15 protein-coding genes are annotated in these 20570 nt (G+C 68.6%); 2 read left to right on the forward strand and 13 right to left on the reverse strand.

Features of this window, described 5'->3' with window-relative positions:
* Nucleotides 1–25: 25 nt before the first annotated feature.
* The 13 genes from G7043_RS06725 to eccCa form a co-directional block, all read right to left on the reverse strand.
* Nucleotides 26–535, reverse strand: coding sequence for a hypothetical protein (locus tag G7043_RS06725; protein ID WP_166044629.1), 510 nt, complete (start codon nucleotides 533–535; stop codon nucleotides 26–28).
* Nucleotides 532–3264, reverse strand: a complete 2733-nt coding sequence (locus G7043_RS47520) for a WXG100 family type VII secretion target (RefSeq protein ID WP_207310892.1) — start codon at nucleotides 3262–3264, stop codon at nucleotides 532–534. Before G7043_RS47520 ends, G7043_RS06725 begins: the two co-directional genes overlap by 4 nt.
* Before the next feature lie 6 nt (nucleotides 3265–3270).
* Nucleotides 3271–3576, reverse strand: coding sequence for a type VII secretion target (locus G7043_RS06735; protein ID WP_086663910.1), 306 nt, complete (start codon nucleotides 3574–3576; stop codon nucleotides 3271–3273).
* Nucleotides 3577–3723: 147 nt separating this feature from the next.
* Complete coding sequence (locus G7043_RS06740) at nucleotides 3724–3990, reverse strand: hypothetical protein (RefSeq protein ID WP_207310582.1); 267 nt, start codon at nucleotides 3988–3990, stop codon at nucleotides 3724–3726.
* A 16-nt stretch (nucleotides 3991–4006) separates the two neighbouring features.
* A complete protein-coding gene (gene glmM / locus G7043_RS06745) occupies nucleotides 4007–5341 on the reverse strand; it encodes a phosphoglucosamine mutase (protein WP_166044631.1) in 1335 nt (444 codons plus the stop codon).
* A gap of 128 nt (nucleotides 5342–5469) precedes the next feature.
* Nucleotides 5470–6027 (reverse strand): 30S ribosomal protein S9, encoded by a 558-nt coding sequence (rpsI, locus tag G7043_RS06750; protein ID WP_166044632.1) that lies wholly within the window; start codon nucleotides 6025–6027, stop codon nucleotides 5470–5472.
* Between the two features lie 26 nt (nucleotides 6028–6053).
* The gene (gene rplM, locus G7043_RS06755) at nucleotides 6054–6497 is read right to left on the reverse strand and encodes a 50S ribosomal protein L13 (protein ID WP_166044633.1); all 444 of its coding nucleotides are present in this window, start codon (nucleotides 6495–6497) and stop codon (nucleotides 6054–6056) included.
* A gap of 259 nt (nucleotides 6498–6756) precedes the next feature.
* Nucleotides 6757–7047, reverse strand: coding sequence for a WXG100 family type VII secretion target (locus G7043_RS06760; protein WP_166044634.1), 291 nt, complete (start codon nucleotides 7045–7047; stop codon nucleotides 6757–6759).
* A 65-nt stretch (nucleotides 7048–7112) separates the two neighbouring features.
* Nucleotides 7113–7424: a WXG100 family type VII secretion target gene (locus G7043_RS06765; protein WP_166044635.1), complete on the reverse strand. Its 312-nt coding sequence runs from the start codon at nucleotides 7422–7424 to the stop codon at nucleotides 7113–7115.
* A gap of 147 nt (nucleotides 7425–7571) precedes the next feature.
* Nucleotides 7572–7970, reverse strand: a complete 399-nt coding sequence (locus G7043_RS06770) for a hypothetical protein (RefSeq protein ID WP_166044636.1) — start codon at nucleotides 7968–7970, stop codon at nucleotides 7572–7574.
* A 20-nt stretch (nucleotides 7971–7990) separates the two neighbouring features.
* Nucleotides 7991–9814, reverse strand: a complete 1824-nt coding sequence (locus G7043_RS06775; protein ID WP_166044637.1) for a type VII secretion-associated protein — start codon at nucleotides 9812–9814, stop codon at nucleotides 7991–7993.
* Between the two features lie 118 nt (nucleotides 9815–9932).
* Complete coding sequence (locus G7043_RS06780; protein ID WP_166044638.1) at nucleotides 9933–12581, reverse strand: AfsR/SARP family transcriptional regulator; 2649 nt, start codon at nucleotides 12579–12581, stop codon at nucleotides 9933–9935.
* Nucleotides 12582–13497: 916 nt separating this feature from the next.
* Nucleotides 13498–17511: a type VII secretion protein EccCa gene (eccCa, locus tag G7043_RS06785; protein WP_166044639.1), complete on the reverse strand. Its 4014-nt coding sequence runs from the start codon at nucleotides 17509–17511 to the stop codon at nucleotides 13498–13500.
* Nucleotides 17512–17743: 232 nt separating this feature from the next.
* Here eccCa and eccD point away from each other — a divergent pair, with 232 nt between their 5' ends.
* Complete coding sequence (eccD, locus tag G7043_RS06790) at nucleotides 17744–19147, forward strand: type VII secretion integral membrane protein EccD (RefSeq protein ID WP_166044640.1); 1404 nt, start codon at nucleotides 17744–17746, stop codon at nucleotides 19145–19147.
* Nucleotides 19144–20562 carry a type VII secretion-associated serine protease mycosin gene (mycP, locus tag G7043_RS06795; protein WP_166044641.1) on the forward strand — a complete coding sequence of 473 codons (1419 nt, stop codon included), beginning with the start codon at nucleotides 19144–19146 and terminating at the stop codon, nucleotides 20560–20562. Before eccD ends, mycP begins: the two co-directional genes overlap by 4 nt.
* Nucleotides 20563–20570: the final 8 nt, after the last annotated feature.

Genomic DNA, 20570 nt, shown 5'->3' on the forward strand with positions numbered 1-20570 from the left:
CGTCGGACCCAGGGGCGTTCGTCGTTCAGGACAACCAGCTCTGGTTGCTGAGGTCGTCGTCATCGTCGACGACCGGGCGCTGCGGCCGCCGTGGCGGCGGCGGAGGCTGGCGGACCGGCGGCGGTGGAGGAGCCACCGGCTGCTGGACCACCGGAGGCTGACGCACCGGCTGCTGAGGAGCCGCGTTCGGCCCGCGCAGGAAGCCTTCCGACTGGGCGCGCAGCTCGCGCGCCTGCCGTTCCTTCTCGATCTGCGCGAGCTCCTCGGCGAGGTCGTCGTGCGGACCGGCGGTCTCGTCCTCCAGCCCGAACGAGAGCTCCTTGTTGCGGTCCTTGACCTCGCCGCGCTGCTTGCGGTTCATCTCGCGGAGCCGCTCGGTGAGCCGCTGCTTGCGGTCGGCGAACTTGTCGTGGCTCTCCTGCGTCGCCTTGGTCGACTCGTCGAACTTCTGCCGGACGTCGGCCATCTTCGCCGAGTGCTCCGACGCGATGCCCGAGAGCTTCGCCTTGAAAGCGGCGAGGTCGAGATCGCTCACCAGCTACCACCCCGGTTGCCTTCGTCACCGCTGAGCACGCCCTGGACGCCGCTGAGCGGGTTGTTGTTGTCGTCGTCGAACAGCGAACCGGTGGTGCGCCACTGGCTCGCGCCGCGCTCGGTGTCGCCGCCCTGCTGACCACCGGCACCGGCGCCACCCATCATGCCGCCACCGCCCATCATCCCGCCGCCGCCCATCATGCCGCCGGACGCGGGGCCGGAGGTCGGCTGGCCGTGGGCGTCCTGCATGGACGGCAGGTTCGCCGAGCCTGCCTGACCGGCCTCGGAGGCGTTCGTGAACGAACCGCCGTTGTCGCCGCTGCCCTGGGACGGGGTGCTCCAGGCGCTGTCCGCCGGCGCCGAACCGCCGAGCACGGACTCGCTGCCGCTGGAACCGCCACCGGTGAACGAGACACCGGACGTCGCGGTGGTGTCCGAGGCCGTGGCGTGAGCGAACTGCGGGCTGTCGCCGGGGATCCGCGGCTCGCCGACGTTCGGCATGATGCCGTTGTCCTCGACGTAGCTGCGGCCCACCGACTCCTGGAAGCGCTCGGCCACGGTCGGGGTCGCCTCACCGGGCGCGCTCCAGACCGGCTCACCCTGGGCGGGCATGGTCTGGAACTCACCCTGAGCCGGCGCGGGCATCGCCTGGAACTCGCCCTGGGCGGGCGCGGGCATCGTCTGGAAGTCGCCCTCGACCGGCCGCGGGAAGTCCTGCTCCGGCAGGGTCAGCGGCTCGTCGAGGCGCAGATCGCCGGTCATGCCACCGGCACCCGCCTTGTCCGTGCCGGAGCCGTTGCCGGCGGCGGGGTTCTCGTCCTCGCCGAAGCTCACGCCGATCTGGTCGGGCGTGCCGTCGCCGTTGTCCGCCGTCAGGTTGATCTCGCCGGTGTCGGCGTTGACCTCGGCGGTGAAGTTGACGCCGTCCTGCTCGATGTGGATCTTGCCGTCCGCGCCGACCTCGACGGGGATCGGGTTCGACTCCGAGCCGGGTGCGCCCATGCCCGCGCCACCGGGGACACCGCCGCCGGTCGTCGGCGTGTTGCCGACGGCGGGGGCGCCGGGGGTCTGGGCACCCGTGGCCGGGGCGCCCGTGCCGGTGAGCTGGTTGGCCATGGCCGTGATGGCCTGCGTGCCGTTCTGGCCCATCAGCGCCTTGGCGGCCTCGGGGTTCTTGCTGAAGTCCAGGTCGTAGGTCTTCGGCTCGCCCTTGGGCGTGTCGATCGTCATCTTCACGTGCCCGTTGGAGTCGGGCTCGGTGACCTTGATCGTGTTGTCGCCGGCCTTGACCGTGACGGACTCGAGCTTCTCCTCGGGCTTGGGCTGGTTGTCCGGCTTGCCGTCGCCGTCGAGGTCGTCGACCTTGCCGTCGCCGTCGGTGTCACCGGGCACGTCCGGCTTGCCGTCGCCGTTCTTGTCGAGCGGGTTCTCCGGCTTCGGGATGTCCGGCGTGCCGCCGCCCCCGCCACCGCCGCCGGGCGGGGTGCCACCACCGCCGCCGCCTCCGCCACCGGGCGGGGTGCCGCCGCCACCGCCACCGTTGTCACTGCCGCCCTTGTCACCGGGCTTCTCGGCCGGCTTCTCCTCCTTGGCGGGCTCGAACGGCTTGGTGTTGATCTTGTCCATCTCGGCGCCGAGCGCGTTCCACGCGTCGTCGACCGCCTTCTTGGTGTTCTTGCAGAGTTCCTCGAAGTTCTTGTACTTCTCGCTGACGTCCTTGTGGAACGTGGTCTGCAGCCACTCGCGGCAGCCCTTGCGGACCTCGCCCTTCCACACGTCGTCGTCGCACGCCTCGTCGTCGATCTGGATGCCGACGTGACCGGCCGCGCGCCTGAGCACGCCCTCGTCCTCGCTGTCCGCGGCCTGCACGACCTCACGGATCTGCGGCGGCGTCTTGCCGGCGATGTCGAACGGGCTGCCCACACCGTTCAGGACGGCGTTCGCCTTGTCGTTCACCAGCTGCGAGACCGTGTGGCACGCCGCCCGCGTCGCGTCGGCGATGTGGTTGATGCCGTCCGCGACCGCGGCGCCCTTCTTGGAGAAGTCGGCGACGTAGGTGCGCGAGTTGTCCGCGGCGTTGCCGTCCCAGCTCGACCACAGCTTCGACATCGACTTCTCGGAGTCCGCCTGCTGAGTGCGCAGATCCGTGGAGACCTGCCGCATCTCGACGATGTCCTGGTCGATCTTGTGGAAGTCGATGTCGCGCTGCTCTTCGTAGAGCTTCTTGACGTTGTTGTAGTCGGTGTTGACGTTCGCGCCGACACCGATGACCGACTTCGCCTCCTGGTAGACCGGGAGGAAGTTCTCGAAGTACTTGAGGCCGGGCATGCCCGCGTCGAGCAGGTAGTTGGAGTTGCCGACGCCCGCACCGCCGTCAGCCGCACGCTGCTCGGACTGGTCCAGCGTGTTCTGGCCGGACTTCTTGGCGTTGTTGTGGTCGTCGATCTTCTTCTGACCGGCGTCGCCCGACTTCTTCGCTTCGTCGTAGGCCTTGTTGAGCCGATCCTCCGAGCTGTCCGCCCAAGGCATCGTGTTCTTGAACGCCTGCCACTGGCCGTCTCCCCAGGAGACGTCGTAGTTGTCCAGGTAGGTCTCGAGCTCGTCGTTGAACGTGCCCGCCGGGTTGTCGTGGGCCTCGGTGGCGTAGTACGCCTCGAGCAGGGCCTTCTTCTGGTCCGGTGGGACTTCGGGGTTGTCGCAGAGCTTCTTGACTTCTTCCCAGCTGGGCATCCGCGACTACCTTCCCTGCTTGTTCATCTTGGCGGCGTTGGCCTCTTCTTGCCACGCGTAGCCGTTGGCCGACTCGCGCAGCTTGTCCGAGAGACCCTTCATCGCCGCCGAGTAGGCACCGATCGCCTCGGCTATCTTCGGCAGGCCGGCCTTGTACTTGGCACCACCGGCGGTGTGCTCGCGACCGAAGTCCTTCTCGGTCACGGCACTCGCGCTGATCTTGGCCTTGTAGTTCTCGATCTCGGTCGCGATGCCCTGGATGGTGGTCGCGGACGACATCATTTCGCCGGCGTTCGCCTGATAGCCAGACATGTGCTCCTGCCTCCCCTTGTCCCCGATCTGACGCAGTTCGGCTCAGCGGGGTTCCGCCATACAGTGCCAGCTCAGATCACATGCTGACCTGAGCTCCGTGATGTCGGTTGCCTTAGTAAACAGCCATTCGCCGGCGTACGCCGACGATCACCACTGATTGGGTGGCGGTGGCTGCTGACCAGGAGGTTGCTGGCCGGGGAAGGGGCCCTGGTGCGGGTAGCGGCCGGGAGGCGGGCCTTGCTGAGGCGGGTAGGGCTGCTGCGGCGGGTAGGGCTGCTGCCCCTGCTGCGGGTATCCCTGCTGTGGGGGATACGGCTGCTGGGCGGGCTTTTTCCTGGTGGTCAGCACGACCACCAGGATCACCCCGCCGACCACCAGCACCAGCAGAACGGCCAGCGTCAACCAGATCGCCACGAGTCCTCCGAGATCCTCAGTGCACTGAGGAAACCACACCCGCGAGACGCTGCGCGGCCGACTCCGCCTGTTCGTGACTGGTGGCCTCGACCATCACCCGCACGAGCTGCTCGGTGCCGGACGGGCGCAGCAGCACGCGGCCGGTGTCGCCCAGCTCGGCCTCGACGGCGGCGACGGCCTCGCTGACCGAGGAGGCCTTGGCGACCGCGGCCTTGTCGGAGACCTTCACGTTGATCAGGACCTGCGGCAGTCGGCGCATCACCGCGGCGAGGTCGGCGAGCGACTTGCCGGTCTCGGCCATGCGGGCCATCAGCCGCAACGCGGTGAGCAGGCCGTCGCCGGTGGTGGCGTGCGCGGGCAGCACGACGTGGCCGGACTGTTCGCCGCCGAGCGAGTAGCCGCCGGCCTTGAGGTCCTGCAGCACGTACCGGTCGCCGACGGCGGTGGTGCGCAGCTGGATCTTGGCTTCCCGCATGGCGATGTGCAGGCCGAGGTTGCTCATCACCGTGGCGACGAGCGTGTCCTCGTACAGCTCGCCCGCGTCGCGCATGGCGAGCGCGAGGACCGCGAGGATCTGGTCACCGTCGACGGGATTGCCCTGGGCGTCCACGGCGAGGCAGCGGTCGGCGTCACCGTCGTGCGCGATGCCGAGGTCGGCGCCGTGCTCGCGGACCGCGGCGGCGACGACATCGATGTGCGTCGAGCCGCAGCCGTCGTTGATGTTGAGACCGTCCGGGTTCGCGTTGATCGCGATCACCTCGGCCCCGGCGCGGCGGTAGGCGTCCGGTGCGGCCACCGACGCGGCACCGTTCGCGCAGTCCACCACGACCTTGAGGCCGTCCAGGCGGTGCGGGGTCACCTTCAGCAGGTGCTCGACGTACTGGGTCTCGGCGTCGGGAACGTCACGCACCCGGCCGATGGCGGCACCGGTCGGGCGGTCGAAGCCCGTGCCCATGTGCTGCTCGATCTCGTCCTCGACGTCGTCGGGCAGCTTGTGCCCGCCCGCGGCGAAGAGCTTGATCCCGTTGTCCGGCATCGCGTTGTGCGACGCGGAGATCATCACGCCGATGTCGGCACCGAGCGCGGCCACCAGGTGCGCGACGGCGGGCGTGGGCAGTGCTCCGACGCGCAGCACGTCCGCACCGGCCGAGGTGAGGCCGGCGGTGACGGCGGCGTCGAGCATCTCGCTGCTCGCCCGCGGGTCGCGGCCGACGACGGCGACGGGGCGGTGGGAGCGGTCGTGCTCGGCGAGCACCCGCGCCGCGGCGGCGGCGACGGACATCGCGAGCTCAGGTGTGAGATCGGCGTTGGCGAGACCACGCACACCGTCGGTGCCGAACAGGCGGGCCATGAAACCTCCGAAGGGGACACTGCGAGGCGGCGGGGAAAGACCCGGGAGAACCAAGAGCTCGAAAAACACTGCGGGAGCAGCAGTTCGGAGTGAACTGCTGCTCCCGCAGGTACAGCTGTGAAACTAGATCAGCGCTTGGAGTACTGAGGCGCCTTGCGGGCCTTCTTCAGACCGTACTTCTTGCGCTCCTTGACCCTCGGGTCACGGGTGAGGAAGCCGGCCTTCTTCAGCACCGGGCGGTCCTCGGAGTCGACGGCGATCAGCGCACGCGCGATGGCGAGACGCAGCGCACCGGCCTGGCCGGTGATGCCGCCGCCACGCAGGTTGGCGATCACGTCGAAGGTCTCGGGCTTCTCCGTGGTGACGAGCGGCTCACGGATGAGCTGCTGGTGCACCTTGTTCGGGAAGTACGCCTCGAGCGTCTTGCCGTTCAGCGTGAACTTGCCGGTGCCGGGCACGAGGCGGACGCGGACGACGGCCTCCTTGCGGCGGCCGACGGTCTGCGCGAGGTGCGCGGCGCCGTTCAGCGAGGGAGCGACGACCACCGGTGCGGAGGCTTCTTCCTCGACGACCTCGGCCTGGTCGGCCTCGGCCTCGGGAGCAGCCTCGACGACCTCGGCCTCGACAACCTCAGCCTCGACCGCGGGGGCCTCGACCTCAGGGGTCTCGTTCTCAGGGGTGGTCACAGGAACTTCCTCGGTGTACTCGTCGCTCACTGGGCGATCTTCTTGATCTCGAAGGCCTGCGGCTGCTGCGCCGCGTGCGGGTGGTTCGGTCCGCTGTAGACCTTGAGCTTGTTCGCGATCTGGCGGCCGAGGCGGTTCTTCGGCAGCATGCCCTTGATCGCCTTCTCCACCAGGCGGTCCGGGCGGGTGTCCAGAACCTCGCCGAAGGACTGCTTGCGCAGACCACCGGGGAAGCCGGAGTGGCGGTACTGGAACGCCTGGTCCCGCTTCGCGCCGGTCAGGGCGACCTTGTCAGCGTTGATGATGACCACGAAGTCACCGGTGTCAACGTGAGGGGCGTAGGTCGGCTTGTGCTTGCCGCGCAGCAGCGTCGCGGCCTGGGTGGCGAGCCGGCCGAGCACCACGTCCTGGGCGTCGATCACGTGCCAGGTGCGGGTCACCTCACCGGGCTTCGGGCTGTACGTGCGCACGGATCTACCTCGTCGTCACTAGCGTCTGGGGTCACTGGCGGCGGTTGCCCCAGACCGATCTTGGACGAACCAAGCGGTGGTTCCGAGACAGGCGCGGCACACACAGGCGCCAGCTACCGCACAACAACGTAAGAAGATACCGGATGGGTGGGGCGGGGACCAAAACGGCCCCTCTCCAAGGCTCCTACCTCCGGACATACGCGAGCCCCGGACCACGTGGTTCCGGGGCTCGCGAGGGTCTTGCACCACCGCGGTGGTCTTACCAGCGGTTCGTGTTCGCGTTCTCAGCGGCCTGGTACGCCTCACCGGCGTCGCGGACCGCGATACCGATGGCCGAGAGAACCGACTGGAGGTCAGCGGCGCTGGTGTCCCACTGGTTCTGCTTCTGCTGGTAGGCCGCGGCGGCCGCGCCCTCGTAGCTGCCCATGACCTTCACGACCTGCTGCTTGAGGTCCTCGAGCTGCTGCTGGACCTGCTGCGCCGAGCTGCTGATGGAGCCGGCCGCGCTCGCGAGCTCGCCGAAGCTGACCTTGACTTCGCCACCACTCATTTTAAATCTCCCCTAAAGTCTGTGTAGGTAGTACGAAAGTGAAAGCTGGAACAACTCGAACAGAATCAGCCGCCGAGGCGACCTTCGATGCCGCTGGAGAGCTGAGTGGCTTCCTCTTCCTGCTTCACGTAGGTAACCGAGGTCTCGTCCATCTGCTCGGCGATGCCGCGCAGGGCCTCCTGGAGGCGGCGAGCGTCTTCGTCGAAGCGGTCCATCAGGCGGTTGAAGGCCTCGGCTGCGCCACCACGCCAGGCGGAGCGCAGGCCGTCAACGGTGCTACGGACGTTGCGCAGGGTGCCCTGGGTGTCGTTGTCCACGTCGATGATGTGCTTCGCCAACGCGGAGAGTTCCTCGGCAGTCGCGGTGTAACCAGCCATTGGGAGATTCCCCCTTCAGAGAACTTCAGGTCGCACTTCTTGGTTCGTACGCCTCTTCCGACGGAGACCTTGCCACGACGGTTCCACCCTGTCGCGACTTCGTTGGAAGTAGTTGCGCTAGTAAACGGTTCCGAGTGAAACCGGATGTCAGTAGAGGATTCGCGACTGCGAAAAGTCCTCGTCATCGTCACTCACACGGGGAAGCTGACCACTCGGACCGGCGACGGCGGCGGAACCGAGCGTGGCCACCGGCTGCGCCTCAACGGGCGCGGGCGGCTGCGGGGCGGTCAGTTCAGCCGCGTCCGGCACCTGCTCGACCGGCAGACCGCGGTCGGTGCGGAACCCCGTGGCGGCCTCGCGCACGTCCGCGGAGGTGGCCTGAGCTCCGGGTTCGACCCTGCGCTCACGAGCCTGCCTGGCCAGGTCACGGGTGCGTTCCCGCAGCTGAGCGTTGCGTTCTCCGATCTCACCCGAGGCGCGACGGGCACGGGTGACGGCGGCGCCGACCTCGGCGCGGAACCGGGCGAGGACCTCGGTGGCGGACATGCGGGACTCCCCTGACGTTGCTACTTCGGCTTGATGTCCAGCGAGCTGACGATCTGCTCGCAGGCGGTGCGGACGCGGTCCTTCGTGGCCGAGGTCGCCTGGCAGCCCACGCTCACCTGGACCCTGCCCACGAACTGGATGTACCAGTCGACCTCGGTCGTCTCGACCACTTCGCGATAGTGAACAACGGACTTCCCCGCGAATGTGGTGCTGTCGGCGAAGTCGGCGACCTCATCACCTTTGTCTTTACGACCTTGATAGGTCTGTCGCAGTTCCGTCACCGCGCGAACTCGGTCCTGACCACTGTCGTACGTGAGAGTTTGCTCCTGCACAGCAATACGCGCGTCCGGCTGTTTGCCATTGGAATTCGCGCGGTCGGCCGGTTGCAAAAGCACTTGCCGATCACTGGCCAGGCCGCCCGTCTGCTCCCACCCGTCCGGCAAGGTGAAGCCGTAGTCGTAGACGGCAATCCGATTGACGGGCGGATTCTGCTGCTCCTGCGTTTTCTTCGAGGTCAGCCAAAAGTAACCACCGACACCGGCCGCGGCCAGCAAGACCACCACGCCGATCGTGACGAACAGCGGCGCTTTGCTCTTCTTCCTCGGCTGCGCGGCGGCGGGGAACGCCGACGGGAACTGGGCGACGGGCGGCGGCGTGATCCGGCGGGTGATCTTGCGGGTGGTGTCGTCGGACACCCGGAGGTTGTGGGTGACGTCACCCGGCCCGCCCGACGGAGGCGCCTGAAGCGATCCCTGCGGAGCGACCCCGCCCGTCCGTTCCGGGTCGAGGCTGACCGCCCGCAGCGCGCCACGGGCGACGACGGTCTCCGGCTGGTCGATGCTGATCGGCACCACTCGGGTGTGTTCGTGCACCAACCGCGCGACGAGCGGGATCCGGCTCGACCCGCCGACCAGGAACACACCGGCCAGCTGCTGGGGAGCGAGACCCGCGTCCCGGACCGCGGCACCGGCCAGCGCGGCCGCCCGGCTGAGCGGCGCGGTGATCAACTGCTCCAGGTCCGACCGGGTCACGTGCGCGTCAGGAAACGGCGGCGGCATCGGCACGTCGGTGTAGGCGTGCCGGGACAGCGTCTCCTTGGCCCCCCGGACGTCCTGCCGCAGCACCCGCCGCTTGCGCCGGTCGGCCATCTCGCGGCCCTCGACGAGCTGCCGCCACGCCTCCGGATCCTTGGCCGCGACCAGCCCGCCGACGTGTTCCAGCAACGCCTGGTCGACGTCAGCGCCGCCGAAGTTCGGATCCCCCTTGGCGGACAGCACCCGGAAACTCTTGCCCGTGCGCATCACCACACTCGCGTCGACGGTGCCGCCACCGAGGTCGAGCACGGCGAGCGCGGCACCGTCCGGAATGGAGTGGCTGGCGGAGTGGAAAACCGCGGCCGCGACGGGTTCCGGCACCAGGACCAGCTCACGGCCGAGCCCACGCCCGGCCTGAAGCAGCACGCGGGTGCGAACCGTGCCCCAGTCCGCGGGGTGAGTCAGCACGAGGAGATCAACCGGCACACCACCACCAACGCGCCGTGCTTCACCAATAGCCCGTGTCAGCACAGCGCGAACAACGTCCACAACGGGCAACACAGTGCTGCCGAGCAGCAACTCACCCTCGTCGACGCGGCGCTTCGGGTGCGGCTCGTAGCGGGCAGGGTCGACCGCGGCCTGGCGTTCGGCCTCCTGACCGACGAACAACGTCCCGTCGGCGGCGGCGAACACGGCGGACGGCACCAGCGGCTGGCCGTCGAACACGACGACCTGCGGCTCCCGGCCGTTGACCGAAACGGCGACGCAGGTGCTCGACGTGCCGAAGTCGACCGCGACGTGCAGGCTCATGCACCTTCCCCTCTTTCGCGCACATGCTTACCCGATGCGGCACGCTCGGACGACACGGATGGCCAAGGTCGCGCCCCTGGACGAGGTCGACCACGCGTCCGGCGCCCGCCCAGGCCTCCTACTCGGTCATCCAGCTGATGACCTCGTCGGCTCGTGCGTCGTCCAGCTCACGCCAAAGACGCACACTGCGTTCCCACGCGACGGCGGCCTCTTCTCGCCGATTCAGACGCTTCAGAGCAATGCCCAGTTGACCAAGCACAAAGGCTTCGGTGGGGGTGTCGCCGAACTGTCTCCACACGCCGGCCAACGTCTCGAGTTCGGGCAGCGCCTCGGCGTGCTGCCCGAGGCTGATCAGCACGGCGGCTCGGTTGCTGCGCACGCGGAGCTTGAGGTACTCGTCGCCGTGCTGCGGCGCCAGTGCCTCAGAGCGAGCCACGTGCGGAAGCGCCTCGGCAGCGCGACCGGTTGCGTGGAGTACCGAAACCAGGTTGGTCTGGGCGGCGCACTCCAGATACACGGATTCGATCTCGGCCGCGATGGTGAGGCCTCGCTGAAGGCAGGCGATCGCCTCGTCCACCCGGTCGAGCTTCCGGTAGAGGCTGGACATGTTGATCAGGCCGGCCGCCTCGGTGTACCGCTCACCTGCCTCGCGCACAAGCGGCATCGCTTCTTCGAAAGCGCGCAGCGCGTCGTCATGGCGGCGGACGTCCTCGTACACCGACGCCAACTTGAGCTTCAGGATCCCCTGCTCGCGGGGTGAGCCGAACGTCGCCACGGCTTCGAACATCTCGACAGCCTCCGCTCGGCGCGCAGGTCCCATGACGATGTACTTGAACAGGTGCAGTGGGAACAACTGAGCGTGTCGGTGCCAGCCTCTGGCGAGCGCCGCGAACATGACCGCCTTCAGGTTGGCCCACTCCTGACGACGCCACACGAGGGTGTCGAACCATGAGGAAAACTCCTGCGGCACCACACCGGAAGTCACCTCACCGGCTTGTATCAGCACCATGGTGGTCTGAAAGTTCGTGGCGTTTTCCAGAGTGTGGACGTACCACTCGGTCAAACGGAACGCCGCAGCCTCGTCGTCTCCGCACAGCTCGGCCGCATAGGCGCGCAACAGGTCGTGCAGGTCGTAGCGGCCCGGTGTCCGCGACTGCACGAGATGATCGGCGACCAGCCGCTCCACCAGCCGGCGGGCTTGGGCGACCGACACACTCGCAAGCGCAGCCGCGGCGCTCACATCGAAGTCAGGTCCAGGGTGAATCGACAGCAATCGGAACATGCGGGCCGACTCGGCGTCCAAGGCCCGGTAGGACCACGAGAACACCGAACGCACGTCGACGTCCTCGAAGTCGCTCAACGCATCGAGCCGGGTGGCCCCGAGCTCGTCGACGAACTGCCGCAACGACGTGTCCGGGAATCGCAACACCCGTTCGGCGAAAACCCGCAACGCCAACGGTAGCCCGGCACACCTCTCGGCGATCTCGCGCGCGGACTCCGGTTCGGTGTCGATTCGCGATTCGCCCAGCACCGCGACTAGCAACGACCGCGCGGCCCCGAAGTCCAGCTGCCGCAGGCTGATCGCCTTCGCGTCGTGCTGTGAAACCAGGGCGCGGAGCTGGTTGCGGCTGGTGATCACCACCCGCACCCCGGCCGCACCGGGCAACAGGGGAAGCACCTGGCGCGCCGAGGCGGCGTTGTCCAGCACCAGCAGCAACCGCCGGTCGACCAGCGTCGTGCGCAGCAACGCGAACCGCGCCTCGGCACCGGGCGGGGTCTCCTCGACACCCAGCCCGATCAGCAGCATCTCTGCCACCGCCGCCGGATCGACCGGTTGCGCCTCGGGATCGAACCCGCGCAGGTTCACGTAGAGATCACCATCGGGGAATTCGTCGCGCACCTCGCGGGCCCACCGCAGCACCAGCGCTGTCTTGCCGACGCCACCGACACCGTGCACGACCGTGACCCCGGTCGTCTTGGCCAGCAACCGGAGTTCCTCGTCGCGGCCGACGAAGTTCAGCACCGCGGACGGCAGCTGACGCGGGACCTGCCGTCCGCCGGCGGGCACGTCCGCGCGCAGAATCCGTTCGTGCAGCTCCTGCAGCGGCAGGCCGGGATCGACGCCGAGCTCGTCGGCGAGCTTCGCCCGCACCTGCCGGTAGGCGGCGAGTGCCTCGGCCTGCTGCCCCGCGCGGTACAGGGCGAGCATCAAGTGCCGCCAGAACGACTCGCGCAACGGGTGGTCGGCGACCAGCGACCGCAGCTCGACGACGATCTCGCGACCGAGGCCGCGGTCGAGGTCGGCCTCGATGCGGAGCTCCAACGCGTTGAGACGTTCTTCGGCGAGCCTCGGCACGTCGTCGCAGTGCAGTGCGTCCGACGTGACGTTGGCGAGCACCGGCCCGCGCCACAACGCCGACGCCGCACCGAAGTCACCCGAGCCGACCAGGGCCCGGAACCGCAGCAGATCCAGCTGGTCCGGGTCGACGACGGCCAGGTAGCCGCCGGGCCGCGTCCGCACGCAGTCCGCCGTCCCCAGCGCGGATCTCAGCCGTGCCACCACCATCTGCAACGTCTTGCGGGCGCGATCGGCTTTTGACGGCGCTCCGGCCCAGATGCGCTCGATCAGCTCGTCGGCAGACACGAACTGGTTGGGGCGCAACAGCAACGTCGCCAGCAGCACGTGGCATCGGCCGGCCGGGACAGCCACCGGCTCGCCGTCGAGAAGCACCTCCAACGGCCCCAGCACGCGGAACTCGGCTCGCACACGTCCCTCCAGGTCACGGGCAGCTTAGACGGTGTGTGATCGCGGTGTGAGCAAGGTGTGAGCGGGACAGGGCAGAGTTCTCCTCAGCGGTGCTGGTGGCAAAGATTCCTGGGGGGCCACCAGCACCGCTCGCCAGTTCCCGGGCACTTTCACCAGCCGCTCGGCCTGTGTGACCGAAGTGTGAGTGCCGCCGGGCAGAGTGGTGTTCAGCCGGACGACGAGAGTGACAACGAGATTTGGGGGGTGTCACGATCGTCGACCTCCAGCCGGGCCGCCCCTCCCCAGTGGGTCGGCCCGGAGGGAATCCGGTGATGGGGGGACCGGACAATCCCCTGTTGTCCGGTGCAGGGCCCGCGGCTTCGGCCGCGGGCCCATTTTTCGTTGCCGACAGCGCGCGTCATCGATGCGTGAGCGGCGCGTGAGCGGCGTCCGGCAGAGTCTGCACCGCTGGGTTTCACCAGGCCGGCTCCCCCCAGTGGGTCGGCCGGCGGAATCCGGTCTGGGGGAAATCGGAACCGGGCAGTCCCCTGCTGTTCGGTTCCCGGGGTCCGCGGCTTCGGCCGCGGGCCCTTTTTTCTTCGTTCGGCAACCCGTTCTGTCGTCCTGCGGCAGCGAGTGTCATCGATACGTGAGCGGCGCGTGAGGGGCGTGCGGCAGAGTCTTGCTCAGCCGGTTCGACGGAGGCAGGCAACACCTGGGGGAACCTCCGAAGAACACCCGGCCGGTGCGGTCGCCTCCCTCTTGGCCACACCGGACCGGGACCGGCGAATGGGGGGAAGCAGGTAGAACCCCTGCTACCTGAATGGGCCCGCGGCTTCGGCTGCGGGCCTTTTCAATTTGCGCCGAAACGAACGCGGGGAGCTTTCGTGCACCAGAAGTGCACGAAAGCTCCCCGCGTGGGCAGAGATACCGGTTGTTATTCCGGCGGAATCCAGGCGAACTGCATGCGCTGCTGACCGAACTTGCGGGTCACCAGCGTGCCCCGGCCGGGAGGCTGCGGCGACGGCTTCAGGTTGCCGACGATGTTGCCCTCCTCCTTCGAACCGGAACCGACGAAGATCGGCGCCGCGATCTCCTTCAGCTTGCCGATGATCGGGTCGTACATCGCGCGGGACGCGCCACCCATGCGGCGGACGACGACCACGTGCAGACCGACGTCCTTCGCCTGCGGGATGAACTCGGCCAGCGGCTGCATCGGGTTCGCGCCACCCTGTGGAGCGACCAGGTCGTAGTCGTCGACGACGACGAACACCTCGGGACCCGTCCACCAGGAGCGGTTCTTGAGCTGTTCCTGCGTGACGTCCGGGCCGGGCATGCGCTTGGCGAGCGAGGCGCGCACCTCCTGGACGTTCTGCGTGAACTGGGTGCCCGACACCGCGTAGGTGAGCAGGTGGTCGGTGTCGATGAAACCGAGCATCGTGCGGCGGTAGTCCGCGAGCAGGATCAACGCCTCGGACGAGGTGTAGCTCTGCATGATGCCGCGGACGATCGTGCGCAGGATGTTCGTCTTGCCCGACTCGCCGTCGGCCAGCGCGACGAAGTGCGGGTCCGCGTCGAAGTCCAGGTAGACCGGCGCGAGCTCGTCCTCGTTGACACCGACCGGGACCAGGTGGCCGCGGTTGGGGTTGATCTGCTGGACGTGCGCCATGAACTGCGCGTGGTCGAGCAGGTCGGGCAGCATCCGGACCTGCGGGGCCCGCGGGCCCTGCCACGCCTGGGTGAGCTTGGCGCTGAGGTCCTGGACACCCGCCGAGATCGTGGTCGGGTCCTGCGAGGTGTCGATGCGCGGCAGGCCGGTGAGGAAGTGCAGCTTGTCACCGGTCAGACCGCGGCCGGGACGACCGGGCGGCACGTTGATCGCGACCTTGCGGTCGATCTCGGACTCGCTCGGGTCACCGAGGCGCAGCTCGAAGCGGGTGCCGAGGAGGTCCTTCATGGCGGGCCGGATCTCCGCCCACCGGTTGGCGGCGACGATCACGTGCACGCCGTAGGACAGACCCTGCGCCGCCAGCGCCTGGACCTGCGGCTCGACCATCTCGAACTCCTGGCGGAAGTTCATCCAGCCGTCCACGATCAGGAACGCGTCGCCGAAGGCGTCGTCGTTGATCTCACCGCGGCGCTTGCGGTTGCGGAACTCGACCATCGAGTCGATCCGCTGGTCGCGCCAGCGGAGCTCGCGTTCGGTGATCAGGGTCTGCAACTCGGCCACCATGCGGCGGACCTTGTCGACGTCGAGACGACCGGCGAACCCACCGACGTGCGGCATGTCCTCCATCGACGCGAGCGTGCCACCACCGAGGTCGATGCAGTAGAACTGCGCCTCCTGCGGCGTGTGCGTCAGCGACATCGACGCGATGATCGTCCTGAGCAGGGTCGACTTGCCCGACTGCGGACCACCGACGACCGCGCCGTGGCCGGCGGCACCGGAGAAGTCCGCCCACAGCAGGTCGCGGCGCTGCTCGAACGGCTTGTCGACCACACCGACCGGGATCTGCAGCACGCCGTTCGCCCCGTAACCGGGCGAGGTGAGTCCGCGGTCCGGCGTCACGTCGAGCGGCGGCAGGATCGTGTCCATCGTCGGCGGCTCGTTCAGCGGCGGCAGCCACACCTCGTGCGCGGGCGGGCCCTGGCCGACGAGGCGGTCGACGATCAGCTCGAGCTGGGTCGGCTCGTTGCCCTCTTCCTTCTTCGGCTCCGCGGCCTTGACCGGCTCGACGGGCCGTTCCGGCTCCTTCGGGATCTCGATGAAGTCCGGCACGAAGAACCGCGGGCGCTTGTCGCTGCGGACCGCCACCGACTCACCGGCGGACTGCATGCCCGACGGCCGGTAGGTGCCAGAGACGTAGAGCGCCTTGAACCTGGTCAGCGGCATGCCCTGCACGCTCAGGTAACCCGAGCCGGGGATCGGCGGCAGCTCGTAGGCGTCCGGCACACCGATCGCCGCGCGCGACTCGGCCGCGTTGAACGTCTTCAGGCCGATCCGGTACGAGAGGAACGTGTCCAGACCGCGCAGCTTGCCCTCCTCGAGTCGCTGCGACGCGAGGAGCATGTGCATCTGCAGCGACCGGCCGACACGACCGATCTGGAGGAAGATGTCGATGAAGTCCGGCTTCGCCGTCAGCATCTCGGAGAACTCGTCGATGCAGATGAACAGCGCGGGCAGCGGGTCGAGCTGGGCGCCGTTCTCGCGGGCCTTCTCGTAGTCCCAGACGTTCTTGTAGTTGCCCTTCGCCAGGACCTCCTGGCGACGCGACACCTCACCGGCGATGGCGTCCTTCATGCGGTCGACCAGGGTGAGGTCGCCGGCCAGGTTGGTGATCGTCGCGGCGACGTGCGGTGCCTTGTCCAGACCGAGGAACGTCGCACCACCCTTGAAGTCGACGAGGATCATGTTGAGCGCCGTCGACGAGTGCGAGGCCAGCAGGCCCAGCACCAGGGTCCGGAGGAACTCCGACTTACCGGAACCGGTCGCGCCGATGCACAGGCCGTGCGGGCCCATGCCGTCCTCGGCCGCTTCCTTGATGTCGAGCTCGACCTGCTGGCCGTGCTCACCGATGCCGAACGGGATCCGGTAGCGGTCGCGCTTGGGCCGCGGGCGCCAGGCCTGCTGCACGTCGAACGTGATCGGGTCGCCGGGAATGCCCATGAACTCGAGGATCGGCGGGTTGTTGCTCATCGCCAACGGGTCCTCGCCGCTGTCGCCACCGGCTTCACCGGCCGCGCCCATGCGGTACGGCGAGAGCCTGCGGGCGAGCGCCTCGGCCTCCACGATGGACAGCCGGTCCGGCGCGCCGAACCACTCGACACCGCTCGCGGAACGGGCACCGAGCTGGTTGTTCTCGACGACCAGGCGCAGACCGCGCCGGGCCGTGAGGTTGCCGAGGCACTCGTTGAGGTCCAGCAGCGTGACGCCGACCAGACCCTCCTCGAGGATGATCATCTCTTCGCGGCTGATGTCGCCGTCGTCGATGACGATCACGATGTGCGGCTGGTCGGGCGGCGGCGGGGCGTTGCGGGTGAACCGCTGCCGGTCGCGCAGGTTCTCGTCCAGCATCGCCTCGATCTCGGCGAGCGAGTTCGCCATCATGCGGCGCTGGCCGATGCCGTCGATGTCGGTGGGGTGCTGCGCGTGCGGCAGCCACTTCACCCACTCCCACAGCTGCTTCGTGCGGCCCGCGCTGACGACCGCGATCAGCAGGTCGTCCGGGGCGTGGAAGGTGACGAGCTGGGCGAGCAGGGCGCGCGCGAGGTCACGGCGGTCCTCGATGTCACCGAGCAGGCCGACCGCGGCGAAACCGCGCAGTGCGATGGAGATCGGCAGATCGGGCACGAGCGAGTGGGCGCGCACGAACCGGCGCAGCGCCAGCGTCGCGATCGGTTCGAGCTCCTCGACCGGGCCGGTCTGCGGCGGCACCAGGCGGGTGGCGAGGCGCTGCGAGCCCCGTCCGGCGCGCAGGTGGCAGAAGTCGGGATCGTTCTGGCGGCGTTCCCACATGCGGCGCGTGGTGGCGAGCGACCACAGCATCTGCGGGTCCGGGTGGACCCACTCGCGCTCGGCGCGCTGCTCGTCGGCGGCCTCGCGGGCGCGGTCCCGCATCTGGCCGAGGTACCGCAGGTAGTCCTTGCGGTCCTCGTTCATCTCGGCGTTCTTCTGGCCCTTGCCGGTGCCCATGCCGCCCGCCATCATGCCGATGGTCGAGATCATCATCATGCCCGGCATGATCATCGCCGCGGGCTGCCTGTTCGAGTACACGAACATCATGCCCATCATGCCCACGGACGCGATGATCATGACGACGGGCATCGCCTTCATCATGATGTTGCCGGGGATGATCCGGGGGACCTCGGGTGGCGGTTCGAGGTGGACCTCACCGCCCGGAGGCCGGGGAGCAGCAAGGCGTGCCGTTCGCTTGAACTGCAGCGTGCTCAACTGACAGGCACCTCTTCGACTCTCGTTACGCCACCAGTAGCAACCGACACTATTGCGCATCTGCGCGCGCCACGAAGGTGGGTCTGGAAAAAACCCAGTCGAACGTGTTCTGCGAACCACACGTGCAAAGACGGTCGGTGCGGCCATACTAGGGCCGCCCGGCGAGCGTCCGAGTGGACCAATAGGGTCGGGCCGTTGATTTGTAAGTGCTGATCTGACTTAGGGGGCCCTGGTGGCGACCGGTACGACGGTGTTCAGCCGTGTCACGGTGGTGGCACCTCGAACGCGTATCGACGTCGCGCTGCCTGCCGACGTGGCGGTGGCCGATCTCCTGCCGATGCTGCTGGACATGGCCAGAGAGGCCACTCCGGACGGTGGTGTCCGGCACGGCGGCTGGTGCCTCGCGAAGCTCGGCGACAGCCCGCTCGACCCCGCGCGCACGCTGGCATCACTCGGCGTCGTCGACGGCGAGCTGCTGCAGTTGCGGCGCCGCAACGAGAATCCGCCGCCGCCGTTGTACGACGACGTCGTCGACGCGATCGCCGAGTCCGACCCCGACTCGTTCCGGCCGTGGACCAAGGAGACCGCGCAGCGGTTCGGTCACCTCGCCGGCGCGCTCGCGCTGATCGCCGCCGCGGTGGCGCTGTTCCTGTCCGGCCCGGTGACGCAGGACGGTTCCGGCAGCGGACTCGCCGCCGCCATCGCCGGTGGTGTCGCCGCGATCGCCGCACTGGCCGCGGGCGCGACCATCTCGCGGGCGTACGAAGCGGCGTCGACCGGTGTGCTGATCGCCGCGTGCGGTTCGCTGCCGATGGCGTTCGTCGCGGGCTTCCACGCGGTGCCCGGTGTCGGGTTCAACCCGAAGATGCTGCTGGCCTCGGCCCTGCTGATGATCTTCGCGTGGGGCGGCATCCTGCTGATCGGGCAGGGCATCACGGTGTTCATCGCCGCGGCGACCGGCGGCACCCTGGTGGCGCTCGCGTTCCTCGTCGCGACGTTCGTCGACCACCCGCTGGCCGGCGTGGCAGCCGCGACCGGCGCGGTCGCGCTCGCCGCGCTGTCCATGCTGCCCCGGCTCACGCTGCAGCTGGCCAAGATCCCGCCGCCCGTCGTGCCGACGAACGCCGAGGACCTCAAGGAGGACAGCGGCTTCCCGGAGTACGCGGTGATCGAGCGCCGCACCGCCGTGGCGCACCAGTACCTCACCGGCATGATCATCGGCACCGGCGCCATCGCGGCGCTGGCGGCCATCGTCGCCGCGGGCTCCGGCACGGTCTGGGGCCCGATCTACGGCGTCGTCGTCGCGATCGTGCTGATGATGCGCGGTCGTGCGTACGCGAACGGCGCGCAGGCCGTGGCGTTGCTGTCGACCGGCATGTTCGCCAGCGCGGGCATCCTGCTGGGCTGGCTGATCTCGGCGTCGTCGTTCAGCCGCATCGCGTTCGTGTTCGGCACGCTGCTGATCCTCGGAGCCGCGGCACTCGTGCTCGGGGTGATCTTCCCCGGCCAGAAGTTCTCGCCGCCGCTGCGCCGCACCGTCGACATCATCGAGGCGATCCTCATCGCGTCGGTGGTGCCGCTGGCGCTCGCCGTGATGGAGATGTACTCGGTGTTCCGGGGCCTGATCTCGCTATGAGGTCCGGCATCAGGCGCACCACGGCGGCCGCGACCGCCGGACTGCTGCTGCTGACGGGGGCGCTTCCGCAGGCCTCCGCTCAGCCGTCGTCGACCCCGGCGGCCGCGAAGCCGAACTCGGTCCCGCCGGACCTGCCGCCCGGCACGCCGCCGCCGGTCGACAAGGGACAGCCGGACGTCAAGTACGAGCGCACCTCCAAGGGGTGCGTCGAGTCGGACACCAAGAGCGAACTCATCGAGTACAAGCCCTGGGGCCAGGTCAACCTGAACCTCGACCAGGCGCATAAGTTCGCGACCGGCAAGAACATCAGGATCGCGATCATCGACACCGGTGTCGACCCGCGCAATCCGCGTTTCGGCAACCGGGTGAAGCCCGGTGGCGAGTACGTCGACAACAGCAAGAACGCGAACGGTCTCGACGACTGCGACGGCCACGGCACCGAGGTGGCGGGTGTCGCCGCGGCGGCCAGGACCGAGGGCGACTTCATCGGCGCCGCACCGGAAGCGGAGATCCTCGCGATCCGCCAGACCAGCGACCGCTACGAGTTCAAGGGCGACGCGACCAACCCGGACAAGCGCGCGTCCGCGGGCAAGGTCAGCACCCTGGCGATGGCGATCGTCCGCGCGGCGAACCAGAACGCCAAGGTCATCAACATCTCGCTGACGAACTGCAGCAGCCCCAAGGGTTTCAGCGCGGACGACCAGAGCCTGCAGGCCGCCATCCGGTACGCGGTGGACGTCAAGGACGTGGTGATCGTCACGGCCGCCGGCAACCTCAGCCCGCAGGCCGGCTGCGCCAAGCAGAACGACAACCTGGACCCGAACAACGTCAACTCGATCTCGTCGCCGGCGTGGTTCGCCGACGACGTGCTGTCCGTGGGTTCCATCGCCCGCTCGGGCGCGGTCTCCAACTTCAGCGTCTGGGGCCCGTGGGTCAGCATCGCCGCACCGGGTGAGGAGATCATCTCCGTCGACCCCAAGGGCACCGGCCTGACGAACGCCAACGTCCTCGCGCAGGAGACGACGGACATCAAGGGCACGAGCTTCGCCTCGCCGTACGTCGCCGGCATCACGGCGCTGGTGCGCGAGCGGTTCCCGAACCTCAAGGCGCGCCAGGTGATGGACCGTCTCAAGGCCACGGCCCTGCACCCCGGCAACGTGTCGGGCAAGGACAACAAGATCGGCTTCGGCATGGTCAACCCGGTGGCCGCGCTGACCGCGGTGCTGCCCGCCGAGTCGGCCGGGTTCCAGCCGCCGCAGCCGAAGGAGATGGAGACGTCCGTCACCCCGCCGCCGGGGCTCGACTGGCCGCCGATCATCGTGGCGCTGAGCGGAATCGGCGTCGGTGGCGCGCTGCTGATGCTGACGGTGTTCGTGCGCAACTCGCTCAACCGGAAGCGGACCCGTCAGGTCTAGCTTCAGAC

The sequence above is a fragment of the Lentzea alba genome (assembly GCF_011067745.1).
In the GTDB taxonomy this organism is placed as follows: Bacteria; Actinomycetota; Actinomycetes; order Mycobacteriales; family Pseudonocardiaceae; genus Lentzea; species Lentzea alba.

Bases quoted from the DNA above. Each gene is read 5' to 3' on its own strand.
- mycP (WP_166044641.1), top strand. From the start codon at position 19,144: ATGAGGTCCGGCATCAGGCGCACCACGGCGGCCGCGACCGCCGGACTG.
- G7043_RS06770 (WP_166044636.1), bottom strand. From the start codon at position 7,970: ATGTCCGCCACCGAGGTCCTCGCCCGGTTCCGCGCCGAGGTCGGCGCC.
- G7043_RS06760 (WP_166044634.1), bottom strand. From the start codon at position 7,047: ATGAGTGGTGGCGAAGTCAAGGTCAGCTTCGGCGAGCTCGCGAGCGCG.
- glmM (WP_166044631.1), bottom strand. From the start codon at position 5,341: ATGGCCCGCCTGTTCGGCACCGACGGTGTGCGTGGTCTCGCCAACGCC.
- G7043_RS47520 (WP_207310892.1), bottom strand. From the start codon at position 3,264: ATGCCCAGCTGGGAAGAAGTCAAGAAGCTCTGCGACAACCCCGAAGTC.
- G7043_RS06735 (WP_086663910.1), bottom strand. From the start codon at position 3,576: ATGTCTGGCTATCAGGCGAACGCCGGCGAAATGATGTCGTCCGCGACC.
- G7043_RS06765 (WP_166044635.1), bottom strand. From the start codon at position 7,424: ATGGCTGGTTACACCGCGACTGCCGAGGAACTCTCCGCGTTGGCGAAG.
- G7043_RS06775 (WP_166044637.1), bottom strand. From the start codon at position 9,814: ATGAGCCTGCACGTCGCGGTCGACTTCGGCACGTCGAGCACCTGCGTC.